This is a genomic window from Vibrio owensii CAIM 1854 = LMG 25443 (assembly GCF_000817815.1).
In the GTDB taxonomy this organism is placed as follows: domain Bacteria; phylum Pseudomonadota; class Gammaproteobacteria; order Enterobacterales; family Vibrionaceae; genus Vibrio; species Vibrio owensii.
Window position 1 is genome coordinate 128475 of sequence record NZ_JPRD01000048.1, and the last position, 26581, is coordinate 155055.

Here is a 26581-nt window from a genome sequence, read left to right on the forward strand (position 1 = left end):
TTCTCTGTAACCCATTCACACCAATCATGATTTTCTTTTTTTGTTAGGTTTTATGGCTGGACACATCCCTCGCAGTTTTATTGATGACCTCCTAGCTCGACTCGATATTGTCGATATCATCGACGCGCGCGTAAAACTTAAGAAAAAAGGCAAAAACTACGGTGCTTGCTGCCCTTTTCATAACGAAAAGACCCCTTCTTTCAGTGTCAGCCAAGAGAAACAGTTTTATCACTGCTTTGGTTGTGGCGCGCACGGCAATGCCATCGACTTCATTATGGAGTTCGAACGTTTAGAGTTTGTCGAAGCGATTGAAGAGCTGGCGTCTTACCTTGGTTTGGACGTACCACGCGAACAGCGCAGTGGTGGCGGTGGTCAGTTTAAATCTGGCCCTCAAGCAAGCAGCAGTGAAAAACGCAGTCTTTACGATTTGATGGGCAGCATTGCTCAGTTCTATCGTAACCAACTCAAGCAGCCAGCAAGCAAAGTGGCGATTGAGTACCTGAAAGATCGCGGTCTATCTGGCGAAATCGTACAGAAGTTTGGCATCGGCTATGTGGCTGATGAATGGGATTTAGTCCGTAAAAACTTCGGCCAGAACAAAGACAACCAAGACATTCTGGTAACTGGTGGCATGTTGATCGAGAACGACAAAGGTAACCGTTATGACCGCTTTCGTGGTCGTATCATGTTTCCGATTCGTGATCGTCGTGGCCGAGTGATTGGATTTGGTGGTCGCGTCCTTGGCGACGGTACTCCGAAATACCTAAACTCACCAGAAACGCCTATCTTCCATAAAGGTAAAGAGCTTTACGGCCTTTATGAAGTTTTACAAGCATATCGTGAACCACCACGAATTTTAGTGGTTGAAGGTTACATGGATGTGGTGGCTTTGGCGCAATATGGCGTAGATTACTCTGTCGCTTCATTGGGCACGTCAACGACAGGTGACCACATTCAAATGTTGTTCCGACAAACCAACACCGTTGTGTGTTGTTATGATGGCGACCGAGCAGGTAAAGAAGCCGCATGGCGCGCGTTAGAGAACGCACTTCAATACCTAAAAACAGGTAACACATTGAAGTTCTTGTTCTTGCCTGATGGAGAAGACCCGGACAGCTACGTTCGCAAATACGGCAAGCAAGCCTTCGAACAACAAATTGAACAAGCGACACCGCTTTCGAGCTATCTTTTCGATAACCTGATTGAATTGCACCAAATCAACTTGGGCAACAATGAAGGTAAATCCGCACTGCGTGCCTACGCGAGTGCCTTAATCGACAAGATACCTGATCCCTACTTTCAGGAGTTACTCGAAAAGCTGCTTGATGAACGCACGGGCTTTGATAACCGCTTACGCCAACCGCGTAAGAAGACGAGCGAAACTCGACCTCAGCCGCACAAAGAGATCAAACGAACTCCAATGCGCGAGGTAATCGCTCTACTTATTCAAAATCCGAGCTATGCTCAAATGGTACCTGATTTGTCTTCGGTAAGAGATTTATCAATACCAGGACTAAGTTTATTTGTTGATGTACTTGATAAATGTCAGGCACATCCCCATATCAACACAGGCCAATTATTAGAGCATTGGCGAAATAGCCAAAATGAGACCCTTCTGTCTCGTCTAGCGAGCTGGGATATTCCCCTCGTAGAAGACAACCTAGAAGAAATATTTTTAGACTCACTGGATAAAATTATTGCCCAGTGCGTAGAAAAGCAAATTGAAAACCTGCAGGCCAAAGCAAGAAGTGTCGGTTTATCAGCCGAAGAGAAAAGGGAGCTGCTAGCTTTAATGCTAGATTTAAAAGCGTAACCCTGATTAATTAGTCAGCAACAATTAAATTTGCTATAGTAAGTGGTTTGCATTTCGCATACTAATTCCTTCACCAGATTACGAAGTTGGATACCGTCTATGGATCAAAATCCGCAGTCACAGCTAAAGTTACTTGTTATTAAAGGCAAGGAACAAGGCTATCTGACCTACGCCGAAGTAAATGACCACCTGCCTGCTGAAATCGTAGATTCAGAACAGGTAGAAGACATCATTCAGATGATCAACGATATGGGTATCAAGGTAGTAGAAACTGCCCCTGATGCCGATGATCTAGCACTGAACGATGACACAAACATTACCGATGAAGATGCAGCAGAAGCTGCAGCAGCAGCACTTTCTAGCGTAGAAAGTGAAATTGGTCGTACAACAGACCCAGTACGTATGTACATGCGTGAAATGGGTACTGTAGAGCTGCTGACTCGCGAAGGCGAAATCGACATCGCAAAACGTATTGAAGAAGGTATTAACCAAGTTCAATCGTCTGTTGCTGAATACCCTGGCACTATCCCATACATTCTTGAGCAATTTGACAAAGTTCAAGCAGAAGAACTTCGTCTAACAGACCTAATCTCTGGATTTGTTGACCCTGATGCAGACGACACAGCTGCACCAACAGCAACGCACATCGGTTCTGAACTGACTGAATCTCAGCTAGAAGAAGAAGATGAGGAAGACGTTGATGAAGACGAAGAAAGCGATGACGATTCAGATGATTCTGAAGAAGATGTTGGTATCGACCCAGAACTAGCGCTTGAGAAATTCAACCAGCTACGCAGCACGTACCAAAATCTTCAGCTTGCAATCAACGAGCACGGTTACGAGAGCCCGAAAGCAACAGTAGCTAACGAGTTGATGCTAGACGTATTCAAAGAATTCCGTCTAACGCCAAAACAGTTTGACCACCTAGTGAATGAACTGCGCACGGCGATGGATCGCGTTCGTACTCAAGAACGTTTGATCATGAAGGCTGCTGTTGAATACGGCAAAATGCCGAAGAAATCATTCATTGCACTGTTCACAGGCAACGAATCAAGCGAAGCATGGTTGGATGAAATCCTATCATCTGACAAGCCATACGCTGAAAAAATCAAACGTAGCGAAGAAGAAATCCGTCGTTCAATCACTAAACTAAAAATGATTGAAGAAGAGACTTCTCTAAACGTTCAAAACATTAAAGACATCAGCCGTCGCATGTCTATCGGTGAAGCAAAAGCTCGCCGTGCGAAGAAAGAGATGGTTGAAGCGAACTTACGTCTAGTAATTTCTATCGCGAAGAAATACACCAACCGTGGTCTACAGTTCTTGGATCTAATCCAAGAAGGTAACATCGGTCTGATGAAAGCGGTAGATAAGTTCGAATACCGTCGTGGTTACAAGTTCTCGACTTACGCAACGTGGTGGATCCGTCAGGCAATCACTCGTTCAATCGCGGACCAAGCACGTACGATTCGTATTCCGGTACACATGATCGAAACGATCAACAAGCTAAACCGTATCTCTCGCCAAATGCTGCAAGAGATGGGTCGTGAGCCGCTACCGGAAGAACTGGCAGAGCGCATGCAGATGCCAGAAGACAAGATTCGTAAAGTACTGAAAATCGCTAAAGAGCCAATCTCTATGGAGACACCAATCGGTGACGACGAAGATTCGCATCTAGGTGATTTCATCGAAGATACTACGCTAGAACTACCGCTAGACTCTGCAACTGCGACAAGCCTGAAAATGGCAACAAAAGACGTACTTGCAGGCCTAACGCCACGTGAAGCAAAAGTTCTTCGTATGCGCTTTGGTATCGACATGAACACTGACCACACTCTAGAAGAAGTTGGTAAGCAGTTCGACGTTACTCGTGAACGTATCCGTCAGATCGAAGCGAAAGCACTGCGTAAACTACGTCACCCAAGCCGCTCAGAAACACTGCGCAGCTTCCTAGACGAGTAATCGAAGCGATTAAAATCAAAAAAGGTGACCGTTGGTCACCTTTTTTATTATCCGTGAAGCTAAGTGAATAAAAACTAAGCGCAATTGCCCTACCTAGTGGCTAGACACCTTGCAACGCTTCCCCTATAATCGTTGACCTATTAAGGCCCCTTAGCTCAGTGGTTAGAGCAGTCGACTCATAATCGATTGGTCCCCAGTTCAAGTCTGGGAGGGGCCACCAAATTCAGAAGGCTCGTAGAGAAATCTACGGGCCTTTGTTGTATCTGGAAGACAGAGATTCCACCCAATACCAACGACTCAACATTAACTTTAGAGCTAGTTTAGAACTGAGGTTTGTTTAGAGCTAAGGGCGCTCTAACCCAAGTTTGCTGACTTGGTAATCCTCTGTCGCTGCAACTAAGTCCGGACGGTTAATAACTTTCCACAAGAAATAAGGCGGGATCAGAAACGCGACGAAGTAAAACGATTCGTGGAAGAAGATATGCGCGATATTTTCTTGATGCTCGCACAGTGCCGCAAGGGCACAGAAATCCAATAAGATACTCAAAACCCCGAACACCACAGAGACCACGATGGTCAAACCCAGTAACTCTCTGAGGTAATGTTTAAATGCCATTCTAGTAATTCCTTCTAGCTAATCAGTGCGGTCAAAATTACGCCTCTAACTCCTTCTCTGAATTGACTTTTATCAACTTCATCGCCAAACAAATAAGAACTTAGTTTTATAAAAGATCACTTGCACAAATCAGAGAAAGAGCGGCAATTAAAATGCAATTAATTGAACATTAAAAAAGCCAGTCAAATGACTGGCTTCTACTGTTATTCAGGATTAGCAAGAAATAGAGTTAATCCGACAAGTAATATTGAACGGTTGAAACAACGCGTACTTTCTTAATATACGGCGTGTTGCTATCACGATCATAAATAGAGAACTGGCCTTGCGTCGCACGCTTGATTTTACCAAGCGAGCTTTGCGAATCTTTGGCGAACTTCTCTGCCACTTCACGAGCGTTCTTGGTCGCTTCCTCAATCATATCTGGCTTGATGTCATTGAGCTTAGTAAAGCTGTACTCAACACGATTAGCATAAGGGTCTTGGTTAAGCAAAACGCCCTGTTTACCTAGCTCACCAATTTCATTGATCGCCGCTCTGACGACATCAATATTCTGGCTATAAACCGTCACCGTTCGATTGGCTAAGTAACGATACTCAATGTCCTGTTCATTGCCGTATTGCTGCGCTTTGCGGTCTGTTACAGCAGGAGAGGAAAGAGAAAAGTTTGATTCATCCAACCCTTTAGCAGCCAGAAAGTCGAGCACCAATTTGGTTTGCTGATCAATCTCATCAAACATCGTCGGCATATCATTACTCGCAACAGTAAACTGAATTGGCCAAATCACCGTATCCGCTGGGTACTCACGCTCAGATAAGCCTTTTACCGTCACGACGCGTTCATAGGCTTTGTATTTTACCGCGGTCTGTTGAATGAAAAAGCCCAACACACCTAACCCAATGATTAAGCACAGCCCTAGCCACAGTGATGACTTATTGGAAATCCGCTCCATTCATGCTCCTAATTTCGTTAAACCAATCAATTTGTTATCTAGATAACATAGCCCAGATACCGCAGGAAAATAGCGACTGAAAGCTAAGTTTTTGTCATATCGCTCGAAATGATAAGCGCAATAGCATAAAATCGAACAGTGTTTTATTTTCGAGTTTCATTACCATGTTAAAAACAAAGTTGATGGTGTTGCTCAGGGGCCTACTCGTCTCCGCGTCTTGTTTGAGTGCTGACGAGATTGCCTCTGAAGAGATGAGTGAAGAACAAGTTGTCGAAAACGCAGCTCTAGACGAGTCAGCGATTGCTTGTACTGAGGAACATTGCGAAGGCAAGGGCTTTGATGGGCGTATTCTGTTAGACAACGAGCCAACCAAGCAAGTATTGAGCTCTCTCGAAAGCCTGGGGGAAACACTGAACTCGTTGAGTTTCTTAATGTTCGCTGGGGATAAAACCTAACGCAACCATTAGGAACTCTCGCCTCAATGCCTTTGGTCAATAAAGCTTCATTGGTTTGTCACCAAAGGCTCATGCTTTTGCCTCTTAACTGTAATCTGTAATTTCTACTATCCAATCAGCAACTTGTACGCTGAGGTAAATATGGATAGTTCGACCCCTTTTCGTCTCCCACGTAAAACGCCGTTTGGCATTGGTGAAAACGTTGCTGAATGGGCAACTGGTTTAAACCAACTTGATAAGTTCTACGCCCAACGCCCCGTTAATGCCGATACCAAGACTTTTCTCCGCTTCACGCTGGATATCTTAGGTATCGATTATCGCATTGCTCATGGTTCACTCGACTCAGTTCCTAAACAAGGTGCTACCGTCATTGTGGCGAACCACTCGCTTGGTTGTGTGGAAGGCGTGATCTTGGCTGAACTGCTCTTGATGGTCAGAGACGATATCCAAATCCTAGCCAATCAATACCTCAAAACCGTGCCGGAGTTAGATCAGCTCTTTATTGGTGTTGATGTATTTGAAGGCAAAGACGCCGTCAAATCGAATATGAAAGCCCTCAGAGCGGCCAATAGACACCTCGCAAATGGCGGCTTATTGCTTGTCTTTCCTGCCGGTGAAGTGTCCCAGTTAGTCGATGCCAAACAGCAACGCTTGGAAGACAAAGCGTGGACTCGAAGCGTAAGCAACCTAATCCGCAAAAACAAAGCAACGACAGTTCCAGTATTCATCAGTGGTCAGAACTCGAAACGCTTCTATATGGCAGGGAAAATCCATCCACTTTTGCGTACCCTAATGCTCGGGCGGGAGCTACTGAACAAACATGCACAGACCATCAAGCTTTCGTTTGGGCAAGCCATAAAGTTTAAAGAGCTCAACACACTTAACAATGATCAGGTCGTTAACTATTTGCGCCTCAATACTTATTTACTTAATCGTGACACCCAACCAATCAAGCCCTCGTCCTCTTCGAAAATGCTCTCTCCAATTGCGGCAGGGTTACCCATAGGCGAATTGCTTGAAGAACTGAACAACCTACCAGAAGAAGCAAAGCTACTCGAAAGTGGAGAGTTCGATGTCTATTGTGCTGAGGCGAAGAGCATTCCTTCTCTACTGCATGAAATTGGTCGTCTACGTGAATTCAATTTTCGTCAAGTTGGTGAAGGCACTGGATTAGCGATAGATATTGATCACTTCGATCATGACTATCTGCACCTATTTGTGTGGGACAGAGAAAACCAATGCTTGGTCGGCGCTTATCGCTTAGGTCTGGTTGATCAACTGATTGAGAAGCGTGGTGTAGAAGGTCTGTATTCACGTACGCTGTTTAACTATGACCAATGCTTTTTAGATCAGATGGGAAAATCGATCGAGATGGGGCGTTCGGTGATCGCTCAGCAATATCAAAAGAGCATGAGTGCATTATTGCTACTGTGGAAAGGCATTGCGACCTTCGTACATCAAAACCCAGATTACACACACCTATTTGGTCCAGTCAGTATCAGCAATGACTACAGCGACACAGCACGCCAGTTGTTGGCTCAATCAATGACACTGCACCACTATGACAAAGACTGTGCTGAATACGTCACGCCTTCTAACCCACTTCCCGAGCACCACCGTGACTGGAACACCAGCATGCTTACTGCTCTGGGAGATTTACAGTTACTATCACGCGTAATTGCCAGAATCGATGAAGGAAAAGGTGTCCCCGTTTTACTGCGTCAGTACTTAAGCCTCAATGGCAAACTGGTGTGCTTCAATGTCGACCCTGCATTCAATAACGCTCTAGATGGGTTAATTACGGTGGACTTGCGCGATGTTCAAGAAAAGACGTTGGCAAGGTATATGGGACGCGAACAAACTCATGAGTACCTCACCCACCATGCAATTAGCAGCCATAAGTAAGAGCAGTGAGTAAGAAGGGAGTTGTGAGTCAATAAAAAGCAGTGTAGCGACTCTCTTTTACTTTTCTATCAATTAGATAAGAGCACTTCGTGAAGTACGCCTAAAAGACTCTTATAAATACATCCTATCGAAGAGTCGCAATGACATTGATCACACCAATCCCGTCGCAAACTTTCACAAAACACTAAAGTCAACTCAGATCACATTTTATATCCAGACCAAATCAACACAAAATGTGACATCGATCGTTACTGGTATTTAATTTGAATTTCAAAAGAAATCAAAAGTGATCAAGATCACAAAGTATTTTGATTTTAAATTTGTCAGAAGATCGAATTGATCACTAAGATTTTTATTGACAGATTTGAAAGTGGCTTTTTGTTATTAAGTTACAAGTTAATAAGTTGAACTTGGTCACTTAAAAACCGTTTCTCAGCCTAAGAAATGCGGGCGTAGATCACGAAAAACCCGTTGTCAGTTCCAATTGGAAAATGTGTGGTAAATTGATTGGGTACTAAGCAATCAAACAAACGGTTTTGGCGAACCGTTTACTACAACAAGATTCATCAGAACATCGAACGGGGAATTGTTATGATATCACCAGATGCCAAGATCAAGATACAAAATTTTGGTCGTTTTCTGTCAAACATGGTAATGCCAAACATCGGCGCGTTTATCGCGTGGGGCTTTATCACTGCTCTATTTATCCCAACTGGATGGCTACCAAACGAAACGTTAGCCTCTATGGTTGGCCCAATGATTACCTACTTGCTGCCACTACTTATCGGTTACACCGGTGGTAAATTAATTGGTGGTGATCGTGGTGCGGTAGTCGGTGCAATCACAACAATGGGTGTGATTGTCGGCACAGACATCCCAATGTTTATGGGTGCAATGATGGTCGGCCCAATGGGCGGCTGGGCTATCAAGAAATTCGATAACTACATCGATGGTAAAGTAAAAAGTGGCTTCGAGATGTTGGTTAACAACTTCTCTGCGGGCATCATCGGCATGCTATGTGCGATCCTTGCTTTCATCTTTATCGGTCCATTCGTAAAAATTCTTTCTGGTGGCTTGGCGGCAGGCGTTAACTTCCTAGTTTCTGCTCACCTACTACCACTAACTTCAATCTTCGTTGAACCTGCGAAGATCCTGTTCCTAAACAACGCGATCAACCACGGTATCTTCTCTCCGCTAGGTATCCAACAAGCGTCTGAAACAGGTCAATCGTTCTTCTTCCTAATCGAAGCAAACCCAGGCCCTGGCCTAGGTATCCTGCTAGCTTACATGGTGTTTGGTAAAGGTACGGCTCGTCAAACTGCAGGTGGTGCGTCAATCATCCACTTCTTCGGCGGTATCCACGAGATTTACTTCCCATACATCCTAATGAACCCTCGCCTAATCCTTGCGGCTATCGCAGGCGGTATGACTGGCGTATTCGTTCTAACTATCTTTAACGCAGGTATCGTTTCTCCAGCATCGCCAGGTTCAATCTTTGCAATCTTGTTGATGACTCAGAAAGGCTCAATCGTTGGTGTTCTAGCGTCTATCGCAGCAGCAACAGGCGTGTCATTCGCCGTAGCAGCACTGCTAATGAAGACACAAACGTCAACAGAAGAAGACGGTGATGAAGCAGCACTAGAAAAAGCAACATCACAAATGAAAGACATGAAATCTGCATCTAAAAACGATGCGGTGGTAAACAGCCAAAGCAAAGGTGACGTAGACCTAGCGACAGTACAAAGCATCATTGTCGCTTGTGATGCGGGCATGGGCTCGAGTGCAATGGGCGCGAGCATGCTACGCAAAAAGGTTCAAGACGCAGGTCTGAACATCCACGTAACCAACCTTGCCATTAACAGCTTACCAGAGAGTGCAGATATCGTGATTACTCATAAAGACTTAACGGATCGTGCACGTAAGCATGCTCCAAACGCGCACCACATTTCATTGACTAACTTCTTAGACAGCGAAATGTACAACCAGCTAGTCACCAAACTACTAGCCGCACAAAACCAATCCGCAGCCAATGACGACCAAATGGTAAAAGTCTCCGTCATGGCGGCGAACGACGACAGCTTTGAGCCACAACAACCATCGGTATTCCAAATCCAGCGTGAGAACATTCACCTAGGTTTGAAAGCAGCCAACAAAGAAGAAGCAATTCGCTTTGCAGGCAACAAATTGGTTGAACTTGGCTACGCAGAACCAGAATACGTAGACGCGATGTTTGAGCGTGAAGCGTTGGTTTCAACTTACCTAGGCGAATCTATCGCTGTACCTCACGGTACGGTAGAAGCGAAAGACCGCGTGAAGAAAACCGGCATTGTAATCTGCCAATACCCATCGGGTATCCAATTTACTGAAGACGACGATGATGTAGCGAAACTGGTTATCGGTATTGCCGCTAAGAACGATGAGCACATCCAGGTGATTACCACCATTACAAACGCGCTCGATGAGCCGGAGGCAATTGAGAAGCTAACTAGCACCAACGATGTGGAAGAGATTCTGAACATCCTTGGCGGCCAGCAAGCGGCTTAAACACTCCCTTTTATTTGCTCCTGAGCAAACCGAGGTCAGCTGTCACCCCCTATGCGGTTGGCCTCACCCTAAATTCGTTTAGTCAACATTTCAGACATTGGTAGGTAAGAATTATGAAAAACGCAGTTCATTTTGGCGCAGGTAACATTGGTCGTGGCTTCATCGGTAAACTATTAGCAGACGCAGAAGTCGAGGTGACATTTGCAGACGTTGACGCTCCACTCGTCGACCAACTGAGTCACAAGCAAGAATATAAAGTAAAAGTGGTCGGTACTGAGTGCCAAATCGACACAGTAACTCACGTCACCGCGGTTAACTCAGCTAGTGAAGATGTCATCGACCGCATTGTAAAAACCGACTTGGTAACAACAGCAGTGGGCCCTAACGTACTGGACATCATTGCAAAAACCATCGCTACCGGCATTGCTAAGCGCTTTGCAGCAGGTAACGATAAACCATTGAACATCATCGCGTGTGAAAACATGGTTCGTGGCACCACACACCTAAAAGGTGAGGTGTACAAACACTTAGATGAATCATTGCATTCAAAAGCAGACGAGTTGGTTGGCTTTGTCGATTCAGCGGTAGACCGCATCGTACCACCAGCAGAAGCGGCGAACGATGACCCACTAGAAGTGACGGTAGAAAGCTTTAGCGAATGGATTGTGGATGAGCAGCAATTCAAGGGCGAAATCCCTAACATCGCAGGCATGGAAAGAACCAACAACCTAATGGCATTCGTAGAACGCAAGCTGTTCACTCTCAATACTGGTCACTGCATTACCGCTTACCTAGGTTGCTTGAAAGGCCATCGTACCATTCGTGAAGCGATTGAAGACCCAAGCATTCATGCTGAAGTAAAACAGGCGATGCAAGAGAGTGGTGAAGTGCTGATCAAACGCTACGGCTTCGACCGTGACATGCACAATGCTTACATCGAGAAAATTCTGGGACGCTTTGCCAACCCTTACTTAGTGGATGAGGTTGATCGCGTAGGTCGTCAACCAATTCGTAAATTAGGTGCAAACGATAGATTAGTGAAGCCTTTACTCGGTACAATTGAGTATGGCACTGAAAATAAAACACTTTTGAAAGGCATTGCCGCTGCGTTGAAGTACACTAACGACACTGACCCACAAGCCGTAGAGCTACAAAACTCATTAAAAGAAGTGGGTGTGAAGAAGACGTTAGCGACATACACAGGTCTTGTAGAAAACAGTGCTGAAGTGACTCAAATCGAGACACTTTACAACCAACTTTGATTTACCTAGGGGAGCTTGGCTCCCCTTCTATATCCATCTCCATTGAAGAGTTGGAATAGCTAATAATTAGAAATGTATTCAGTATATGGCAGATAACATCAACGAAACCGAGATCATTGAGCGATTAAACAGCGCACCATCGGTACGAGGCTTTTTCATTGCAGCAGTCGACGTTTTTAACGATTCGATCGACGGGTTAGTGCAAAGAATTTTTCGTAAAGATAACTTCGCTGTTCAATCGGTTGTCGGTCCGCTGTTACAAGACTCGGGACCGCTGGGCGATCTGTCTGTTCGTTTGAAGTTATTGTTTGGCTTGGGTGTCCTTCCCGATGATATTTACCACGACATCGAAGACATCATTAAGCTCAAAAACCATCTCAATAGCGACGCTTCTGACTATGAGTTCACTGACCCTAATATTCTAGATCCAATCAAAAAGCTGCATTTGGTGAAGAAGATGGGCATGGTGCAACTGGAAGTTAACGAACCAGATGACGACATCGACCTTGAGTTTTATCAGCTACAACTGCAACGTCAACAACAAATCATTAAGTCAGGGCTCTCGCTTGCGATTGTCGAGATCTGCAATGAACTCGGCAAAGAGAGCCCATTCTAACGCCACACTTTATACCCAAGCCACCTTCAAAAGGATTCGAGGTTGCTTAGGTATAACAAAACAACAATGTCAGCCGCTCTACACCCAAAACGTAGGAGCCCTACCCAATGTTAAAAGCTGTACTTTTTGATATGGATGGACTGATTTTCGATACCGAATCCATCTACAAGCAAAGTTGGCAATACGCCGCTACCGAGCAAGGCTTAACCATCACCGATGATTTCTACCAACAGTTCATCGGTGTCCAAGACCCTGAATGTGAAAGAATACTCTCTGAGCATTTTCAAGACACCATCGATATGCCTCGCTATAAAGCCGTGCGAGATGAACACTTCCATAATCTAAGAAATCAAGGCATTGCGCTCAAACCCGGATTCGACGCACTGTTTTATGCCATCAAACAACATGGCTTATTAACCGCGATTGTCACCTCTTCTCACCTTCCAGAGGTGAAACATAATTTCGCAGGCAGCGAGTACCTTGCGCAGTTCGATTTAGTGATTACCGCCGAAGATGTAGAACGTGGCAAACCAAACCCTGATTGCTATCAGATGGCTTATCGCCACTTAGGTGTGGACGCCAAGCAATGCTTAGTCTTGGAAGATTCGAACAACGGCATCAAAGCTGCACTCGCTGCGAAATGCCAAGCTGTAATGATTCCGGATTTACTTCCACCTCTGCCAGAGCTCGAAGACAAAGTCATCATTAAAGCGTCTCTTGAGGAAGTGATTCCACTGCTGAGTCAGCTTTAGCCGCTGGCAGTATCAAACAAAACTGGGTTTGGCCATCTTCTGAAGTGACGCTGATGCTTCCATCGTAGGCGTGAACTATCGATTGAGTGATTGACAAACCCAGCCCAGCTCCCACACTACCCGAGTGCTGGCGAGACTTGTCGACCCGATAAAAGCGGTCAAACAAATACGGCAGGTTTTGCTTGGGAATCACCTCACCAACGTTGCTGACGGTTATCTTCACAAGTTCACCAACCTGCTCAATATCAACCGAAATCGTCGTCTCGTCATACGCATGGCGAATCGCGTTGGACAATAAGTTACTGATTGCGCGCTCAAACATGTTTCGGTCCATATACAACATCGCCTCACCTGAAGTGGTAATGGCCAACGCTGAATCTTCCACCAGTATTTCGAAGTACTCGATCAAATGAGCCACTTGTTCATGAGCTGCGAAGCGCTCGTTGTGTCGATGGATCAGTTTGTTTTCTGCTTTGGCGATATACAGTAAGTCATTGATGGTTTTAGTTATCCGTTCAAGCTCTTCCAAAGTAGAAGCAATCGCTTCTTGATACTCCTCAGAACTGCGGGCAGCACCAAGGATTACTTGGTTTTGAGTGGTGATGTTAGTCAGCGGCGTTTTAAGCTCATGAGCAATATCAGAGGAGAACTCACTCAAACGATGAAAGCCGGTTTGTAATCGATCCAACATCGCATTGTGCTTTATCGCTAACTCTCTTAGCTCGATCGGCAACGTCTCAGGGTCAATACGAATATCTAACTGTTCAGGAGTAATATGTTGGATGTGTTTGTTTAAGGTAAGAATCGGCCTCAAACCTCGATTTACTATGGTTCGGCTATACAGAGCAGAAGCTAAAAACGCAAAGCCCAGCGACCAGAATAGAATCCACCCGAGTTTATTGAGGAACAGTATATGGTGGTTAATGCTGGTGCCTATCACCACAGTGACATCTTTGGCTTTAAAGGCGAAGGCTCGAATATCCAAAGAATCTTCATGCCACTCAATTGCGTTGTTTTGATTCAAAATCTGCGGCGAACTCAGCGTGAGAGACAGTTTGTTAGGAATAGAAAGCGTTGAGTTTTTGTAGGTCTGCTCTCCCTCCTCAAACGCCCACATGTAAGCGGAGCTGTTGTCGATAAGCAAATAAGCCGACTCAGGAGAAACCATCATGGTCTTCTCTATCGCATTATATTTGCTGACCATTTCGTTATAGTCTTGAGTAAAGAAATGGCGCTCGATGGTGTAATAGAGGATAAAGGCTAAAGCGAGGTACACCACCAGCGTCGTGCCGACAAACATCAGCACCAGTTTATTTTGCATGGATAGGTTGGCTGGGCGTTTAAACATCTGGCGCTTCCAGCTTATACCCCATCCCTCTAATAGTATGAATTAGAGGCGTTTCAAATGGCTTGTCGACTTTATTGCGCAGTCGTTTGATGGCGACATCAATCACGTTCGTATCGCTATCAAAGTTCATGTCCCACACCAATGACGCAATGGTGGTCCGTGATAACACCTGACCTTCTTTACGCATCAGCAGTTCAAGCAGCGCATACTCCTTTGCCGTTAGCGTAATACTTTGCCCTCCTCGCATTGCCACTCGCTTCATCATATCAAGCTCTAGATCCGCAATTTGCAGTGTCTGAGGAGAAGTCTGTACACGAGAAGAAGTATGATGACGAAAGATATTCTGGATGCGCGCCAGCAGCTCAGCAAACGCATAAGGTTTTACCACGTAGTCGTTGGCTCCTAACTCAAAGCCACGCACGCGATCTTCTATCTGCTCTTTGGCAGTGAGCATGATAACTGGGGTGTGAATGTCACTACTGCGCAGCGTGTTGAGCACTTGCCAACCATCGAGCTTGGGCAGCATGATGTCGAGAAGAATAAGATCATAAGGTTCACTGGTAGCGTGATATAAGCCATCTACACCGTCGCGAACCCAATCAACAACATAGCCCGATTCCACTAGCCCTTTTTGCAAGTATTCCCCTGCTTTAACTTCATCTTCTACAATCAGTAGTTTCAATTTCAGCCCTCTATCTCAACGGGATGTGCTCAGCATTGACGATCGCAAAAAGAGTACGATACAAATTGCATCATACTCTTTTCATTCAAGGTTTTTATCGATTACTGTCGCGCTGTGCGTAGTTCACTTTCACGTTCACAGTACCCAGATATTCCAACTGTCCCTGCTCGTTCATGCGCTCTTGTACCGTAACAAAACCACCGTCCTGCAGGTGCGTGCTGTTTCTTGCGACATCGAAAGTCACGATGTTCAACTCTTTATTAAGCTCATGAGACGACATGTCTTTTAAAGAGTTTAGTTCAGCTAACGCTTGTTGATAAGCCGCATCCGAGGTTGCCGTTGGCTCAACAGAAATGGTCTTCATTTCTTCACGGCTAATGTATTTTCCACCAGTGAAAGTCGGTTGAGCGAATGCTGATGCGCTAGTGATTGCCATTGTTGTTACAAGGAGAGCGGTTTTCAGTACTTTCATGTTGATGACCTTTGAGTGTGTTTGTTTTCAATGGCTTCATTATTCAACAACACACCTGACACCAACCTATCTCGAAGATGACATTTTTGTCATAAACCAAAATAGCGATTGATTACCGATAACCCCCCAAATTACAGCTCGTAAGTCAGACCAAAATGGAACTTATAGTCGTCTTTCTCTGGCACCACACCTTCCGCATCAGCTTTGGTATCCGAAACATGATCCCAAATCGCTTTAATGCTTAGATCTAGATCATCGACAAGATCGATATCAAAACCGAGCTCGTTGGTATGCCGAGTACCACCAGCATCGTTGCTCGCCCAGTTGAGGTTATAGGTATGACTGAAATCGATGTCATCGGTCAGCTCATACTCAAAGTTAGATTCGAAGGTCAAGGTGTTACTGGTCGCATCGCCAGATTCCCCTTCCTCTACCGTTTTAAAATCGGTGTACTGGTAACCCGGACCGATGGAGACATCCCATTCTGTCTGTGAATTAGCAATGATGAAATAACCCATCTGCATCGAGGCATTAACTTGATAATCAATGTTTTGGAACTCATCCCTGAGCAGCGAGAGCTTAAGTGGCCTAAAGAAGAGTCGGTTACTTAGGTAAATGTCATAGGAGCCATCAAACGAACTGTTATTCGCGGTGGTCTCATCATTGGTCTTGGAGTTTTCGTGTTTGGTTTTCAGTTTAGTCCGCGAGCCCACGGTATTCCTTTCCGCTTCTACTTCACCAAGGAGTGAGAACTCATCAGTGTTGCCTTTGCTGATGTCCAAGCCCAAAAAGATCTCAGTCGTCCAGTGGTCTGAGTCTGTCTCTGAACCACGATAGATCGACACGACTTCTGTCACAGGGAATGCGATCTCTTCACCATCATTGCTGAGGTATAACTTGTCTTCGCGGATCGATAAATAACCATCGTAGATATCGCCACTGGAAGTTCGGATGGTAAAGAAACTTGCTGTCTCTAGCACCGCAATGTCTTCCAGTTCGATCTCTTGATCGCCAAGATCATCACTATCGAATTCAACTTCTTGATCGAACGAGTTAGTTTCTTCCTTGATCGTGCCAGTCAGTTCCCCTTTGATCACTTCACCAGATTTGAGTTGTAACCAGTCATCGCTTTCATCGATGAATACTGTTTGGCTTTTGCGCTCTTCTGTTTGTGTTTCTTCCTCTGCCATCACTGATGGATGGTAAAGCGAGGACGCGATACATAAAGCCAAGAGTTTGATTTTCATAGTGACCTTTTCAGTTCAATGGAAACCACATCCGTTGGGCTTACGATAGTGATGCTCACCGCTCGGCGTGTCAGAAAGTAAACAATTGAATGTCAACGTATTGCGCATCATAACCATGTCTACAGACATAAAAAAAGCGAAGTCATGTGACTTCGCTTTAGGTTCTCGCTACTTACATAGCGCAACATAAACAAGTGTAATCTTAATCACACCTTGCGTTGCTTACTCTACCGTTACCGCTTTCGCTAGGTTACGAGGTTGGTCTACGTCCGTACCTTTGATCAACGCTACGTAGTAAGACAGTAGCTGCATTGGGATGGTGTAGTAGATCGCCGCCGTGATTTCACTAACATGTGGCATAGTGATGATCTTCATGGTCTCATCGCCTTCGAAACCTGCGTCAGCATCTGCGAATACGTAAAGCAGACCACCACGAGCACGTACTTCTTCAACGTTTGATTTCAGTTTCTCTAGAAGATCGTTGCTTGGTGCAACAACTACAACTGGCATATCTGCATCGATCAACGCTAGAGGACCGTGTTTCAGCTCACCCGCTGCGTACGCTTCTGCGTGAATGTAAGAGATCTCTTTCAGTTTTAGAGACGCTTCCATCGCGATTGGGTAGAACTCGCCACGACCTAGGAATAGAGTGTGGTGCTTATCAGCAAAGTCTGGTGCTAGTGCTTCGATTTCTTTTTCGAAAGACAGCGCTGCGTTGATTTGCTTCGGTAGAGCATGAAGCGCTTCTACGATCTCTTTTTCTTTCTCTTTGCTGATGCGGTTTTGTTGCTTACCAAGAGCAGTTACCAGCATCAGTAGTGCTGAAAGCTGAGTCGTGAACGCTTTAGTTGATGCAACACCAATTTCCACACCAGCACGGGTCATAAATGCGAAATCAGATTCACGAACCAAAGAAGAACCCGCTACGTTACAGATGGTCATTGCCGCCATGTAACCTTTCTCTTTTGCTAGGCGAAGTGCTGCTAGCGTATCTGCTGTTTCACCAGATTGAGAAAGCGTGATCAATAGGCTGTTTGGACGCGTCACAAACTTGCGGTAACGGAATTCAGAAGCGATTTCTACGTCACAGCTTACACCTGCAATGTCTTCGAACCAGTAACGCGCTGTCATACCTGCGTTGTAAGACGTACCACATGCAACGATCTGTACGTGCTCAACTTTGCTTAGGATTTCTGCCGCGTTTACACCGATTGCCTCAGTAACAACAGAATCCGCCGTGATACGACCTTCCATTGTGTTGATCAACGCAGTTGGTTGCTCGTAAATTTCTTTCTGCATGAAGTGACGGTATTGGCCTTTGTCACCCGCATCGTGTTCCGCGTTTGATTCTGTGATTTCGCGTTCTACGCGCTCACCTGTTGCATCAAATACAGTCACGTCACGACGAGTGATCTCAGCAACATCACCTTCTTCTAGGTACATGAAACGACGTGTCACGTTAAGTAGCGCAAGTTGGTCAGAAGCAAGGAAGTTTTCACCCACACCAAAACCAATGACGATTGGGCTGCCTGAGCGTGCTACGACGATGCGTGAAGGATCTTTACGATCCAGCGCTACCGTGCCGTATGCACCATCCAATTGTTTTGCTGTCTTCTGTACCGCTTCTAGTAGCGTTTCTGAAGTGCGAAGTTCCCACTCAACCATGTGAGCAATAACTTCAGTATCCGTTTGAGATTCAAACACGTAACCACGAGATTGAAGTAATTCACGTAGCTCTTCGTGGTTTTCGATAATGCCATTGTGTACCACTGCGATGTCACCAGACATGTGTGGGTGTGCATTCACTTCTGAAGGTTCACCGTGTGTTGCCCAACGAGTGTGCGCAATACCAGTACCACCGATCACTTTTGCTTCGTCTACTGCGTCTGCCAGCTCTTGTACCTTACCTAGACGACGAATACGCGTTAGGTTTGTCTCACCATCAACAATCGCAACGCCCGCAGAATCGTAACCGCGGTATTCCAAGCGACGTAGGCCTTCAACTAAAATTTCTGCAACATCTCGTTGTGCTACTGCACCTACGATTCCACACATGTGTTTATCTCCGTTTGTAGTTTTGTTCTTCCCTGACCATGATTTCAAATAGAGGCAGCAAGCAAAGGCCTTTATCCAGAGGGAAGTGAAATATGAAACTGTTTACATTATTAGATTAGGCGCAAATGACTTTAACGCCATGTTGTTCAATCTGTATTTTGTGTTCTGGTTGTAACTCTGCATCAGTAACCAACACATTAATTTGGTCCCAAGCGAGTTCTAAATTCGGGATTTTGCGTCCTACTTTCTCTGACTCAATCATGACGATGACTTCACGAGACACTTCTGCCATGACCTTGCTTAAGCCAACTAATTCGTTAAACGTGGTGGTACCGCGTTCTAAATCGATGCCATCAGCACCAATAAACAACTGGTCAAAGTCGTAAGCTCTTAATACAGATTCGGCTACTTTGCCTTGGAAGGATTCTGAGTGCGTATCCCAAGTTCCGCCTGTCATTAACAGGGTTGGTTCGCTCTCTAATTCGTTAAGTGCATTGGCGACATGCAACGAGTTGGTCATAACAACCAAACCGCGTTTGTCGTTTAATTGCTGAATCAGCGCAGCCGTTGTACTGCCACTGTCGATCACAATTCGGTTATGTTCTCGGATCAGTGATGCCGCTGCTTTTGCCAGACTTAACTTTCGACTCGAAACATTCGGACTCATTTCTTCGTGGATAACTTCCGTTGGAATCGCAATTGCACCACCATAACGGCGCAAAAGTTGTCCGTTTTTCTCTAAAGAAGCTAAATCCTTTCTAATCGTGACCTCTGAGGTTTCAAATTTCTGCGCTAGCTCATCTACGCTAACTTCCCCAAGCTCATTTACTAGGTTAGAAATGGCGTGTCTTCTTAGTTGAGTGTTTCGTTTCGACATTTAAATTTTGATTTTAAGTTTCGATTTGAAATTTATTATAGTCAAAACGAAACTTTTAAGTCCATTTATTTCGATCCAAAAAATTAATATTTCTCGATAAAACCTTGTCCTAAGACAATTCTTAAACAGTGATATTGGATTCATTCGGTGGTAGAATTCGCCACCGAAAAGAAAAAAAATTACAGAATTGACGGTTATTTTTTTGCAACTTTCTGCATATAAAGTGGGATTAGTCACAAAAAGGTAACCATAATCGCCGATCTTTTAGTCATAAAATGACTAAACTTGGTGAAAGACTTTCAGAATCTGAAGTTCCAATAATGTGGCGGAAAATCGGTGGGTGGCAGGCACTAAATGTCATCAAAGCGCCCTAACTTCAGAGTAAACAACCGACTTTCAAATTGTAACTATACTTACCGGAGAGTATCTTCCATGAAAAAGACCAAAATCGTATGTACGATTGGCCCTAAAACTGAATCTGTAGAGAAGCTAACTGAACTAGTAAACGCTGGCATGAACGTTATGCGTCTTAACTTCTCTCACGGTGACTACGCAGAGCACGGCACTCGTATCGCGAACTTCCGCCAAGTAATGGAAGCTACAGGCAAACAACTTGCAATCCTTCTAGACACTAAAGGTCCAGAAATCCGCACTATCAAACTAGAAGACGGCAACGACGTTGATCTAGTAGCTGGTCAAGAATTCACTTTCACAACTGACATTTCAGTTGTAGGTAACAAAGACAAAGTTGCAGTAACTTACGCTGGTTTTGCTAACGACCTAAACGTTGGTAACACTATACTAGTAGACGACGGTCTAATCGAAATGGAAGTTCTTGCAACTTCTGAAACTGAAGTTAAGTGTAAAGTTCTTAACAACGGTGCTCTAGGCGAAAACAAAGGTGTTAACCTTCCTGGCGTTTCTGTAAACCTACCTGCACTATCTGAAAAAGATAAGAACGACCTTAAATTCGGTTGTGAGCAAGGCGTTGACTTCGTAGCTGCTTCTTTCATCCGTAAAGCTTCTGACGTTCAAGAAATCCGTGAAGTACTTGCTGCAAACGGCGGCGAGAACATCCACATCATCTCTAAGATCGAAAACCAAGAAGGTGTTGATAACTTCGACGAGATCCTAGAACTTTCTGACGGCATCATGGTTGCTCGTGGTGACCTAGGTGTTGAAATCCCAGCTGAAGAAGTAATCTTCGCTCAGAAAATGATGATCGAGAAGTGTAACCGTGCACGTAAGATGGTTATCACTGCAACTCAAATGCTTGATTCTATGATCAATAACCCACGTCCTACTCGTGCGGAAGCAGGCGACGTTGCTAACGCAGTAATGGACGGTACTGACGCAGTAATGCTTTCTGGTGAAACTGCTAAAGGTAAGTACCCAGTTGAAGCGGTAACTATCATGGCTCAAATCGCGAACCGTACTGATTCAGCTCTAAAAGCTGAGCTAGGTTCTCGTCTAGACAGCCCACGTCTACGCATCACTGAAGCAGTATGTAAAGGCGCAGTAGATACAGCTGAGAAACTAGCTGCTCCACTTATCGTTGTTGCAACTGAAGGCGGTAAATCTGCACGTTCAGTACGTAAGTACTTCCCAACTGCAAACATCCTAGCACTAACAACTAACACTAAGACTGCTGCACAGCTAGTTCTAACTAAAGGTGTTACTCCAGTAGTTGTTGAGTCAATCGACAGCACTGACGCGTTCTACGTAGCAGGTAAAGAACTTGCTCTAGAATCTGGTCTAGGTAACAAAGGCGACATCGTTGTTATGGTTTCTGGTGCTCTAGTAGCTTCAGGTACAACGAACACGGCTTCTGTACACGTTCTATAAGACTGACGTATTCAATCATCAGTTCAATAAAAAAGAGGGCTTCGGCCCTCTTTTTTTATATATTTTATCTTGCCCTCATAATCAGTACGCTGTATTATCAACCACAACCGAACTACGTACTGTTTAGTTGTCGTCACGATAATAAAATTTCATGAGGTTGCTTGTGTCTAGTCCTACCCTAACCGATAAAGTTGCAAAAATGATCTGTCAGGACATCCTGACAGGTGCTCTAAAACCAGGCCAAAAGCTTGTGGTTGCTGACCTGAAAGAGAAATACAACGTTGGTGCATCACCTATCCGCGAAGCCCTTGTGCAACTGTCTTGGAGCAAGTATGTAAAGCTTGAGCCACAAAAAGGCTGTTGGGTTGCACCCGTGTGCAAAAAAGAATTGAACGATCTATACGAAAGCCTTCGTGTGGTTTCTTCTGTATTGCTTAAGAAAGCAATCTTGGCGGGTGATGAAAGCTGGGAGTTGGATGTACTGACGTCTTACCACAAGCTATCTCGTCTGAACTTTGATGAAACTTTCTGCTGGCAAGAGTGGGAAGAGCGTCATCACCAGTTCCATGTTTCTCTGCTTGAAGGCGCGGATTCAAAGAACATGTTTGAGTTCTTTAGTGACCTGATTAACCAGATCAAGCGTTACCGTTACTTTGCAATGCAAACGTTAAACTCAGAACAAGACGCACTGTTCAACATTGATGAGCACGAGATGATCATGAAGCTTGTTCTTGCGAAGAACAGCGAAGAAGCAATGGACTTACTTGATAAGCACTTGTTGAGCTCAATGCAACGCATCGAAACAGCGTTAGAGCTAGAAACCGCTTAATTCGGTTCAGCAGTGAATAGAAAAACTTCTGCCTATCTGTTTACCGCAATAATCTCTAAGCAATGTCATCGAAACTGTGACAAATCGACACTCGGTTGCGCCCTGCACTCTTTGATTCGTACAGGGCGATATCCGCGCATTTATAGCTGCGTGTTCGGTCTCCAGTGAGATCACTGTAACCCACACTCACTGTCACTGCTTTTTCACTGTTTAACTCTACGGCAACTCGAAGTCGATTCAATACCACTTCCGCTTCTTGCGTCGTCGTATGTGGCATGATCACGGCAAATTCTTCTCCGCCGACACGAGCAACAAAGTCGGTATTTCTTACTCCATTCGACAACGTGTCTGCCACGCCGCAAATCACTTTATCACCTTCATCATGACCCATTTCATCATTGATGCGTTTGAAGTGGTCGATATCAAACAGTGCAAGGCAAGTCGTTGGCGTATCCGGATAACGTTCAACCATATTGGCATATTGCGCAAGCTGCTCTTCAAACTTACGACGATTCCATAAGCTGGTTAAGCCGTCTTTCTCACTCAAGTTTCGCAGTTTCTCTTCTAGCTCTTTACGCTCAGAAATGTCCACCAGCGAGGTAATGTAGTAGCTAACTTTGCCAGACTTCGCCATGATGGCCTGAATGCGCATGATAGCGGTAAATACGTGGTTGAGCTTAGTGCGACAACGCACTTCCCCCTCCCACACTTGCTCGATACCAAGCTTATTCCAAATCGCCAGAATCTCTTCGATGTCTTCAGGAATGAAGATTAGGTTATGTGCATTCCAACCACGCAATCGCGAAGAGGTATAGCCCATCATGTTTTCAAACTCTTGGTTCACCATCATGATTCGATGTGACGTATCCGAAATCATCACTGCTGTCATACCATCCAACGCGGCGCGGGCAAGTTTAGATTCAATGCTATGACGACGATAATGCAGTGCCAGCGAAGTGATAGGCAGAGCAAACACCAACATTAAACTCAGCACAAAGAAGGCTTCTTGGACTAAGTCATCGATATCTCGGTCAGCTCGCTCCAACAATTGCTCTTGAGAGAGGTCAATAAGTAAATGGAGAGGCTCACCTGGCACAAATTCAATCGTGTTGAAGGCAATCAGATGTTTACCATCATACTTATAGCCCATCTTCTGCGAGCCTATGTTTTGCCAGATATCAGGATGGAGCAAACCAAAGTTAAATCGAGCACGATCTGGGATAATATCGCCGTACAGTTTGTCGCTGTGAGAGCTTGCTGCGTAATAACCCGATTGGTTAATCAGCTCGATGTTGAAATCTCTGACTGGGGAATAATTCAAACGAGAAGAAAGGTATTTTACGTCGATATTGAGGATCAAATAGCCTTCACGAATGTCATTCATAGCCACTGGCATCATAATGCGAACAGAAGGGCTGTACGGGTAAACAAGATTGCCGTTCTCTTGCTCGAGCTCAATTCCCCAAGAGCCGATTTGGTCATTTTTTAAATTCTGAGCATATTGGAAATACTCGCGATCGGATTTGTCTTGCAGAGTACGAGCGGCGGCTGCAGTGCCAGTTTTGAAGTCATAGTTGATTCTGACATTCTCTTGCCCATCGACGTTAAGGAAGCGAATCTGTCGATACCATTTCTGGTTAACCGCAACAGAACTCCACACCTCCTCTAAAATGGCGAGATTCTTTGGGTTTGGGTGGCGCAGGTAATCATATAGGCTTTGGCTATGACCGAGCAGGTCACTGATGGAAGATATTTGGTCTTGAACGTTGTTGTATTCACGCTCTGAGTAAGCCAGTTGATGAAGGGCTTCTTTAGCCGTATTTTCTACATTAGCCGCTAACAGAGTCTGGTATTTCTGGTAGTAGTAGATAGAGATGAGCGCGCTAAAAAATAGCGTGGTTGCCAGCAAAGCGCTGACCAACTTCCTTACTTTCACGCGTCCTACTACCCAATTTGTTTACGAAAGCAGCAATTATATCATTAATTGTTATTTTCTAAACAAAAAGCCATCGATGAACGATGGCTTTTCTTAAATGCATTCAGTGTAATTACGGTTTGAGGCAACGCTCTCCACGTGCCACACCGACCACACCACTTCGAGCGACTTCGACCACTTCGGTAACTTCAGAGATAGCTTGGATAAACGCATCCAGCTTTTCACTCGTACCTGCAAGTTGAACCGTATATTGAGCAGCCGTGACATCAACAATCTGACCACGGAAGATATCCGCCGTGCGTTTTACTTCTGCACGCGCAAAACCGCTCGCTTTAACCTTCACCATCATCAACTCACGTTCGATGTGATCAAACTCAGTCACTTCTTGCACTTTCAGTACATCAATCAGTTTGTGTAGTTGCTTTTGGATCTGCTCAAGCTGCATTTCATCCGAGTTCGTCGTGATGTTTAAGCGCGATAGCGTCTCATCATCGGTTGGTGAAACGTTCAGAGACTCGATGTTGTAACCACGCTGAGAAAACAGACCAACAACTCTAGACAACGCACCTGGTTGGTTTTCCATTAACAAAGAAATAATGTGTCTCATATTAAGTACGCTCCGTTTTGCTTAGCCACATCTTGTCCATACCCTCGCCTTTGATCTGCATTGGGTATACGTGTTCGGTTTCGTCTACGTTGATGTCAACAAACACCAAGCGATCTTTCATGTCTAACGCTTTTTGTAGACCCGCTTCAAGCTGATCTGGCGTTTCAATGCGAATACCGACGTGACCATAAGCTTCTGCAATCGCTGCAAAATCAGGAACAGAACTCATGTATGAGTTAGAGTGACGGCCTTGGTAAATAATGTCTTGCCACTGTTTTACCATGCCTAAGAATCGGTTGTTCAAGTTGATGATCTTCACTGGAATGTCGTATTGCATTGCTGTCGACAGTTCTTGGATGTTCATCTGAATACTGCCGTCACCAGTTACCACCACCACTTCTTCTTCTGGCATCGCGAACTTCACGCCCATACCAGCAGGCAGACCAAAGCCCATCGTGCCGAGACCACCAGAGTTAATCCAACGGCGTGGCTTATTAAATGGGTAGTAAAGCGCAGCGAACATTTGATGCTGGCCTACATCCGACGCCACATAAGCATCACCGTTGGTCAGTTTATGCAGTGTTTCAATAACCTGTTGAGGTTTGATACGTTCAGGCGACGTTTCGTATGCAAGACAGTTACGTTCACGCCAAACTTGAATGTCGTCCCACCATTGACCAATTGCTTCTTGGTCATTGCTACTGCTTTGCTCATTCAGCAAGCCAACCATGGTCGCTAGCACTTTATCGGCTGAGCCTACAATAGGCAGATCCACTTTCACGTTTTTAGAGATTGAAGATGGATCGATATCGATGTGCATGACTTTCGCGTTAGGACAGTACTTCTCGAGGTTGTTGGTTGTACGGTCATCAAAACGAACACCAATACCGAAGATAAGGTCAGCTTCATGCATCGCCATATTGGCTTCATATGTACCGTGCATCCCGAGCATACCTAGAGAGTTTTTGTGTGTGCCCGGAAATGCCCCTAAGCCCATCAAAGTGCTCACAACTGGCAGATTCAATTCGTCTGACAATGCTTGAATATGCTCGTGGGCACCAGAAATAACGGCACCGCCACCGATGTACAAAACAGGCTTCTTCGCCTCAAGCAAGGCTTTGAGTGCTTTCTTGATTTGGCCTTTATGGCCAGACGTGGTTGGCTTGTAGGAACGCATTGAGATGCTTTCCGGATACTCGTAAGGGAGCTTGATTTGCGGGTTAAGGATATCCTTTGGCAAATCAATCACAACCGGACCTGGTCGACCAGTCGTCGAGATATAAAACGCTTTTTTGATCGTCTCTGGAATGTCTTCCGCTTTCTTAACTAAGAAGCTGTGTTTCACCACTGGGCGAGATACACCCACGATGTCACACTCTTGGAATGCATCATTACCGATGAGATTGTTTGGTACGTTACCAGAAATAACGATCATTGGAATTGAGTCCATGTACGCCGTAGCAATACCGGTGATGGTGTTGGTTGCACCTGGACCCGAACATACTAGTACTACACCCGGCTTACCCGTTGCTCGAGCATAACCATCTGCCATATGCGTAGCAGCTTGCTCGTGTCTTACTAATACGTGTTTGATTTGGTCTGTTTTGGCGTGCAGGGCATCGTAGATATCTAAAACGGAACCACCTGGGTAACCAAAGATTTGTTCTACGCTCTCTTCGATCAGAGATTGCACAACCATCTCTGCGCCTGACAACATTGCTGTCATAATTGCTCTCCTTACCAGTTTTCCTCACCGTAAGGCCAACGGTTTGGTCTGGTTTTACATAGTCTAGGTCTTATTCGTAGCCT

At 45.0% G+C, this 26581-nt stretch carries 21 protein-coding genes and 1 tRNA gene; 11 read left to right on the forward strand and 11 right to left on the reverse strand.

What is annotated here, in order from left to right; all coding sequences use genetic code 11:
• Nucleotides 1-52 precede the first annotated feature (52 nt).
• From dnaG to H735_RS22725, 3 genes are all read left to right on the forward strand, one after another.
• Nucleotides 53-1813 carry a DNA primase gene (gene dnaG, locus H735_RS22715; RefSeq protein WP_020193981.1) on the forward strand — a complete coding sequence of 587 codons (1761 nt, stop codon included), beginning with the start codon at nucleotides 53-55 and terminating at the stop codon, nucleotides 1811-1813.
• A gap of 99 nt (nucleotides 1814-1912) precedes the next feature.
• Nucleotides 1913-3775, forward strand: a complete 1863-nt coding sequence (rpoD, locus tag H735_RS22720) for an RNA polymerase sigma factor RpoD (protein WP_020193980.1) — start codon at nucleotides 1913-1915, stop codon at nucleotides 3773-3775.
• Between the two features lie 144 nt (nucleotides 3776-3919).
• Nucleotides 3920-3995, forward strand: a tRNA-Ile gene (locus H735_RS22725).
• 123 nt (nucleotides 3996-4118) lie between these two features.
• Here the strand turns inward: H735_RS22725 and H735_RS22730 are convergent.
• Together H735_RS22730 and H735_RS22735 are read right to left on the reverse strand one after the other, a co-directional pair.
• Nucleotides 4119-4391 (reverse strand): hypothetical protein, encoded by a 273-nt coding sequence (locus H735_RS22730; RefSeq protein ID WP_020193979.1) that lies wholly within the window; start codon nucleotides 4389-4391, stop codon nucleotides 4119-4121.
• 229 nt (nucleotides 4392-4620) lie between these two features.
• Nucleotides 4621-5340 (reverse strand): SIMPL domain-containing protein, encoded by a 720-nt coding sequence (locus H735_RS22735; protein ID WP_009707771.1) that lies wholly within the window; start codon nucleotides 5338-5340, stop codon nucleotides 4621-4623.
• Nucleotides 5341-5504: 164 nt separating this feature from the next.
• On the opposite strand from H735_RS22735, the gene H735_RS22740 reads away from it, so the two are divergent.
• From H735_RS22740 to H735_RS22765, 6 genes are all read left to right on the forward strand, one after another.
• Entirely contained in the window at nucleotides 5505-5795 is a 291-nt protein-coding gene (locus H735_RS22740) for a hypothetical protein (protein WP_020193978.1), read from the forward strand.
• A 141-nt stretch (nucleotides 5796-5936) separates the two neighbouring features.
• Nucleotides 5937-7700, forward strand: a complete 1764-nt coding sequence (locus H735_RS22745; RefSeq protein ID WP_020193977.1) for a lysophospholipid acyltransferase family protein — start codon at nucleotides 5937-5939, stop codon at nucleotides 7698-7700.
• 591 nt (nucleotides 7701-8291) lie between these two features.
• Complete coding sequence (locus H735_RS22750) at nucleotides 8292-10244, forward strand: PTS mannitol transporter subunit IICBA (RefSeq protein WP_020193976.1); 1953 nt, start codon at nucleotides 8292-8294, stop codon at nucleotides 10242-10244.
• 113 nt (nucleotides 10245-10357) lie between these two features.
• The gene (locus tag H735_RS22755; RefSeq protein WP_020193975.1) at nucleotides 10358-11506 is read left to right on the forward strand and encodes a mannitol-1-phosphate 5-dehydrogenase; all 1149 of its coding nucleotides are present in this window, start codon (nucleotides 10358-10360) and stop codon (nucleotides 11504-11506) included.
• An 85-nt stretch (nucleotides 11507-11591) separates the two neighbouring features.
• On the forward strand, nucleotides 11592-12122 hold the full coding sequence (locus tag H735_RS22760; RefSeq protein WP_005437418.1) for an MltR family transcriptional regulator: 531 nt from the start codon (nucleotides 11592-11594) through the stop codon (nucleotides 12120-12122).
• 107 nt (nucleotides 12123-12229) lie between these two features.
• Nucleotides 12230-12874 (forward strand): HAD family hydrolase, encoded by a 645-nt coding sequence (locus H735_RS22765; RefSeq protein WP_020193974.1) that lies wholly within the window; start codon nucleotides 12230-12232, stop codon nucleotides 12872-12874.
• On the opposite strand, the gene H735_RS22770 is transcribed toward H735_RS22765, so the two are convergent.
• The 6 genes from H735_RS22770 to H735_RS22795 form a co-directional block, all read right to left on the reverse strand.
• Entirely contained in the window at nucleotides 12828-14222 is a 1395-nt protein-coding gene (locus H735_RS22770; RefSeq protein ID WP_020193973.1) for a heavy metal sensor histidine kinase, read from the reverse strand. The genes H735_RS22765 and H735_RS22770 overlap by 47 nt on opposite strands.
• Complete coding sequence (locus tag H735_RS22775) at nucleotides 14215-14904, reverse strand: heavy metal response regulator transcription factor (RefSeq protein WP_020193972.1); 690 nt, start codon at nucleotides 14902-14904, stop codon at nucleotides 14215-14217. Before H735_RS22775 ends, H735_RS22770 begins: the two co-directional genes overlap by 8 nt.
• 94 nt (nucleotides 14905-14998) lie before the next feature.
• Nucleotides 14999-15376, reverse strand: a complete 378-nt coding sequence (locus H735_RS22780; protein WP_009707777.1) for a DUF3316 domain-containing protein — start codon at nucleotides 15374-15376, stop codon at nucleotides 14999-15001.
• 131 nt (nucleotides 15377-15507) lie between these two features.
• Entirely contained in the window at nucleotides 15508-16623 is a 1116-nt protein-coding gene (locus H735_RS22785; protein ID WP_020193971.1) for a DUF481 domain-containing protein, read from the reverse strand.
• Between the two features lie 222 nt (nucleotides 16624-16845).
• Nucleotides 16846-18678: a glutamine--fructose-6-phosphate transaminase (isomerizing) gene (gene glmS / locus H735_RS22790; protein ID WP_005437406.1), complete on the reverse strand. Its 1833-nt coding sequence runs from the start codon at nucleotides 18676-18678 to the stop codon at nucleotides 16846-16848.
• A gap of 115 nt (nucleotides 18679-18793) precedes the next feature.
• Nucleotides 18794-19555: a DeoR/GlpR family DNA-binding transcription regulator gene (locus tag H735_RS22795; RefSeq protein WP_005437403.1), complete on the reverse strand. Its 762-nt coding sequence runs from the start codon at nucleotides 19553-19555 to the stop codon at nucleotides 18794-18796.
• Nucleotides 19556-19987: 432 nt separating this feature from the next.
• Here H735_RS22795 and pykF point away from each other — a divergent pair, with 432 nt between their 5' ends.
• Nucleotides 19988-21400: a pyruvate kinase PykF gene (gene pykF, locus H735_RS22800; protein ID WP_020193970.1), complete on the forward strand. Its 1413-nt coding sequence runs from the start codon at nucleotides 19988-19990 to the stop codon at nucleotides 21398-21400.
• 151 nt (nucleotides 21401-21551) lie between these two features.
• On the forward strand, nucleotides 21552-22229 hold the full coding sequence (locus H735_RS22805; protein WP_027726531.1) for a GntR family transcriptional regulator: 678 nt from the start codon (nucleotides 21552-21554) through the stop codon (nucleotides 22227-22229).
• Between the two features lie 55 nt (nucleotides 22230-22284).
• Here H735_RS22805 and H735_RS22810 read toward each other — a convergent pair whose 3' ends face one another.
• The 3 genes from H735_RS22810 to H735_RS22820 form a co-directional block, all read right to left on the reverse strand.
• Nucleotides 22285-24165, reverse strand: coding sequence for a sensor domain-containing diguanylate cyclase (locus H735_RS22810; RefSeq protein WP_027726530.1), 1881 nt, complete (start codon nucleotides 24163-24165; stop codon nucleotides 22285-22287).
• A gap of 112 nt (nucleotides 24166-24277) precedes the next feature.
• Entirely contained in the window at nucleotides 24278-24772 is a 495-nt protein-coding gene (gene ilvN / locus H735_RS22815; protein ID WP_009707783.1) for an acetolactate synthase small subunit, read from the reverse strand.
• A gap of 1 nt (nucleotide 24773) precedes the next feature.
• Complete coding sequence (locus H735_RS22820) at nucleotides 24774-26498, reverse strand: acetolactate synthase 3 large subunit (RefSeq protein ID WP_020193967.1); 1725 nt, start codon at nucleotides 26496-26498, stop codon at nucleotides 24774-24776.
• Nucleotides 26499-26581: the final 83 nt, after the last annotated feature.

What these genes read in the sequence shown, in the direction of transcription:
- H735_RS22780 (WP_009707777.1), bottom strand. Translation starts at nt 15,376, where the DNA reads ATGAAAGTACTGAAAACCGCTCTCCTTGTAACAACAATGGCAATCACT.
- H735_RS22750 (WP_020193976.1), top strand. Translation starts at nt 8,292, where the DNA reads ATGATATCACCAGATGCCAAGATCAAGATACAAAATTTTGGTCGTTTT.
- H735_RS22795 (WP_005437403.1), bottom strand. Translation starts at nt 19,555, where the DNA reads ATGTCGAAACGAAACACTCAACTAAGAAGACACGCCATTTCTAACCTA.
- pykF (WP_020193970.1), top strand. Translation starts at nt 19,988, where the DNA reads ATGAAAAAGACCAAAATCGTATGTACGATTGGCCCTAAAACTGAATCT.
- ilvN (WP_009707783.1), bottom strand. Translation starts at nt 24,772, where the DNA reads ATGAGACACATTATTTCTTTGTTAATGGAAAACCAACCAGGTGCGTTG.
- H735_RS22730 (WP_020193979.1), bottom strand. Translation starts at nt 4,391, where the DNA reads ATGGCATTTAAACATTACCTCAGAGAGTTACTGGGTTTGACCATCGTG.
- H735_RS22770 (WP_020193973.1), bottom strand. Translation starts at nt 14,222, where the DNA reads ATGTTTAAACGCCCAGCCAACCTATCCATGCAAAATAAACTGGTGCTG.
- dnaG (WP_020193981.1), top strand. Translation starts at nt 53, where the DNA reads ATGGCTGGACACATCCCTCGCAGTTTTATTGATGACCTCCTAGCTCGA.
- glmS (WP_005437406.1), bottom strand. Translation starts at nt 18,678, where the DNA reads ATGTGTGGAATCGTAGGTGCAGTAGCACAACGAGATGTTGCAGAAATT.
- rpoD (WP_020193980.1), top strand. Translation starts at nt 1,913, where the DNA reads ATGGATCAAAATCCGCAGTCACAGCTAAAGTTACTTGTTATTAAAGGC.
- H735_RS22755 (WP_020193975.1), top strand. Translation starts at nt 10,358, where the DNA reads ATGAAAAACGCAGTTCATTTTGGCGCAGGTAACATTGGTCGTGGCTTC.
- H735_RS22740 (WP_020193978.1), top strand. Translation starts at nt 5,505, where the DNA reads ATGTTAAAAACAAAGTTGATGGTGTTGCTCAGGGGCCTACTCGTCTCC.
- H735_RS22760 (WP_005437418.1), top strand. Translation starts at nt 11,592, where the DNA reads ATGGCAGATAACATCAACGAAACCGAGATCATTGAGCGATTAAACAGC.
- H735_RS22785 (WP_020193971.1), bottom strand. Translation starts at nt 16,623, where the DNA reads ATGAAAATCAAACTCTTGGCTTTATGTATCGCGTCCTCGCTTTACCAT.
- H735_RS22745 (WP_020193977.1), top strand. Translation starts at nt 5,937, where the DNA reads ATGGATAGTTCGACCCCTTTTCGTCTCCCACGTAAAACGCCGTTTGGC.
- H735_RS22820 (WP_020193967.1), bottom strand. Translation starts at nt 26,498, where the DNA reads ATGACAGCAATGTTGTCAGGCGCAGAGATGGTTGTGCAATCTCTGATC.
- H735_RS22805 (WP_027726531.1), top strand. Translation starts at nt 21,552, where the DNA reads ATGAGGTTGCTTGTGTCTAGTCCTACCCTAACCGATAAAGTTGCAAAA.
- H735_RS22765 (WP_020193974.1), top strand. Translation starts at nt 12,230, where the DNA reads ATGTTAAAAGCTGTACTTTTTGATATGGATGGACTGATTTTCGATACC.
- H735_RS22735 (WP_009707771.1), bottom strand. Translation starts at nt 5,340, where the DNA reads ATGGAGCGGATTTCCAATAAGTCATCACTGTGGCTAGGGCTGTGCTTA.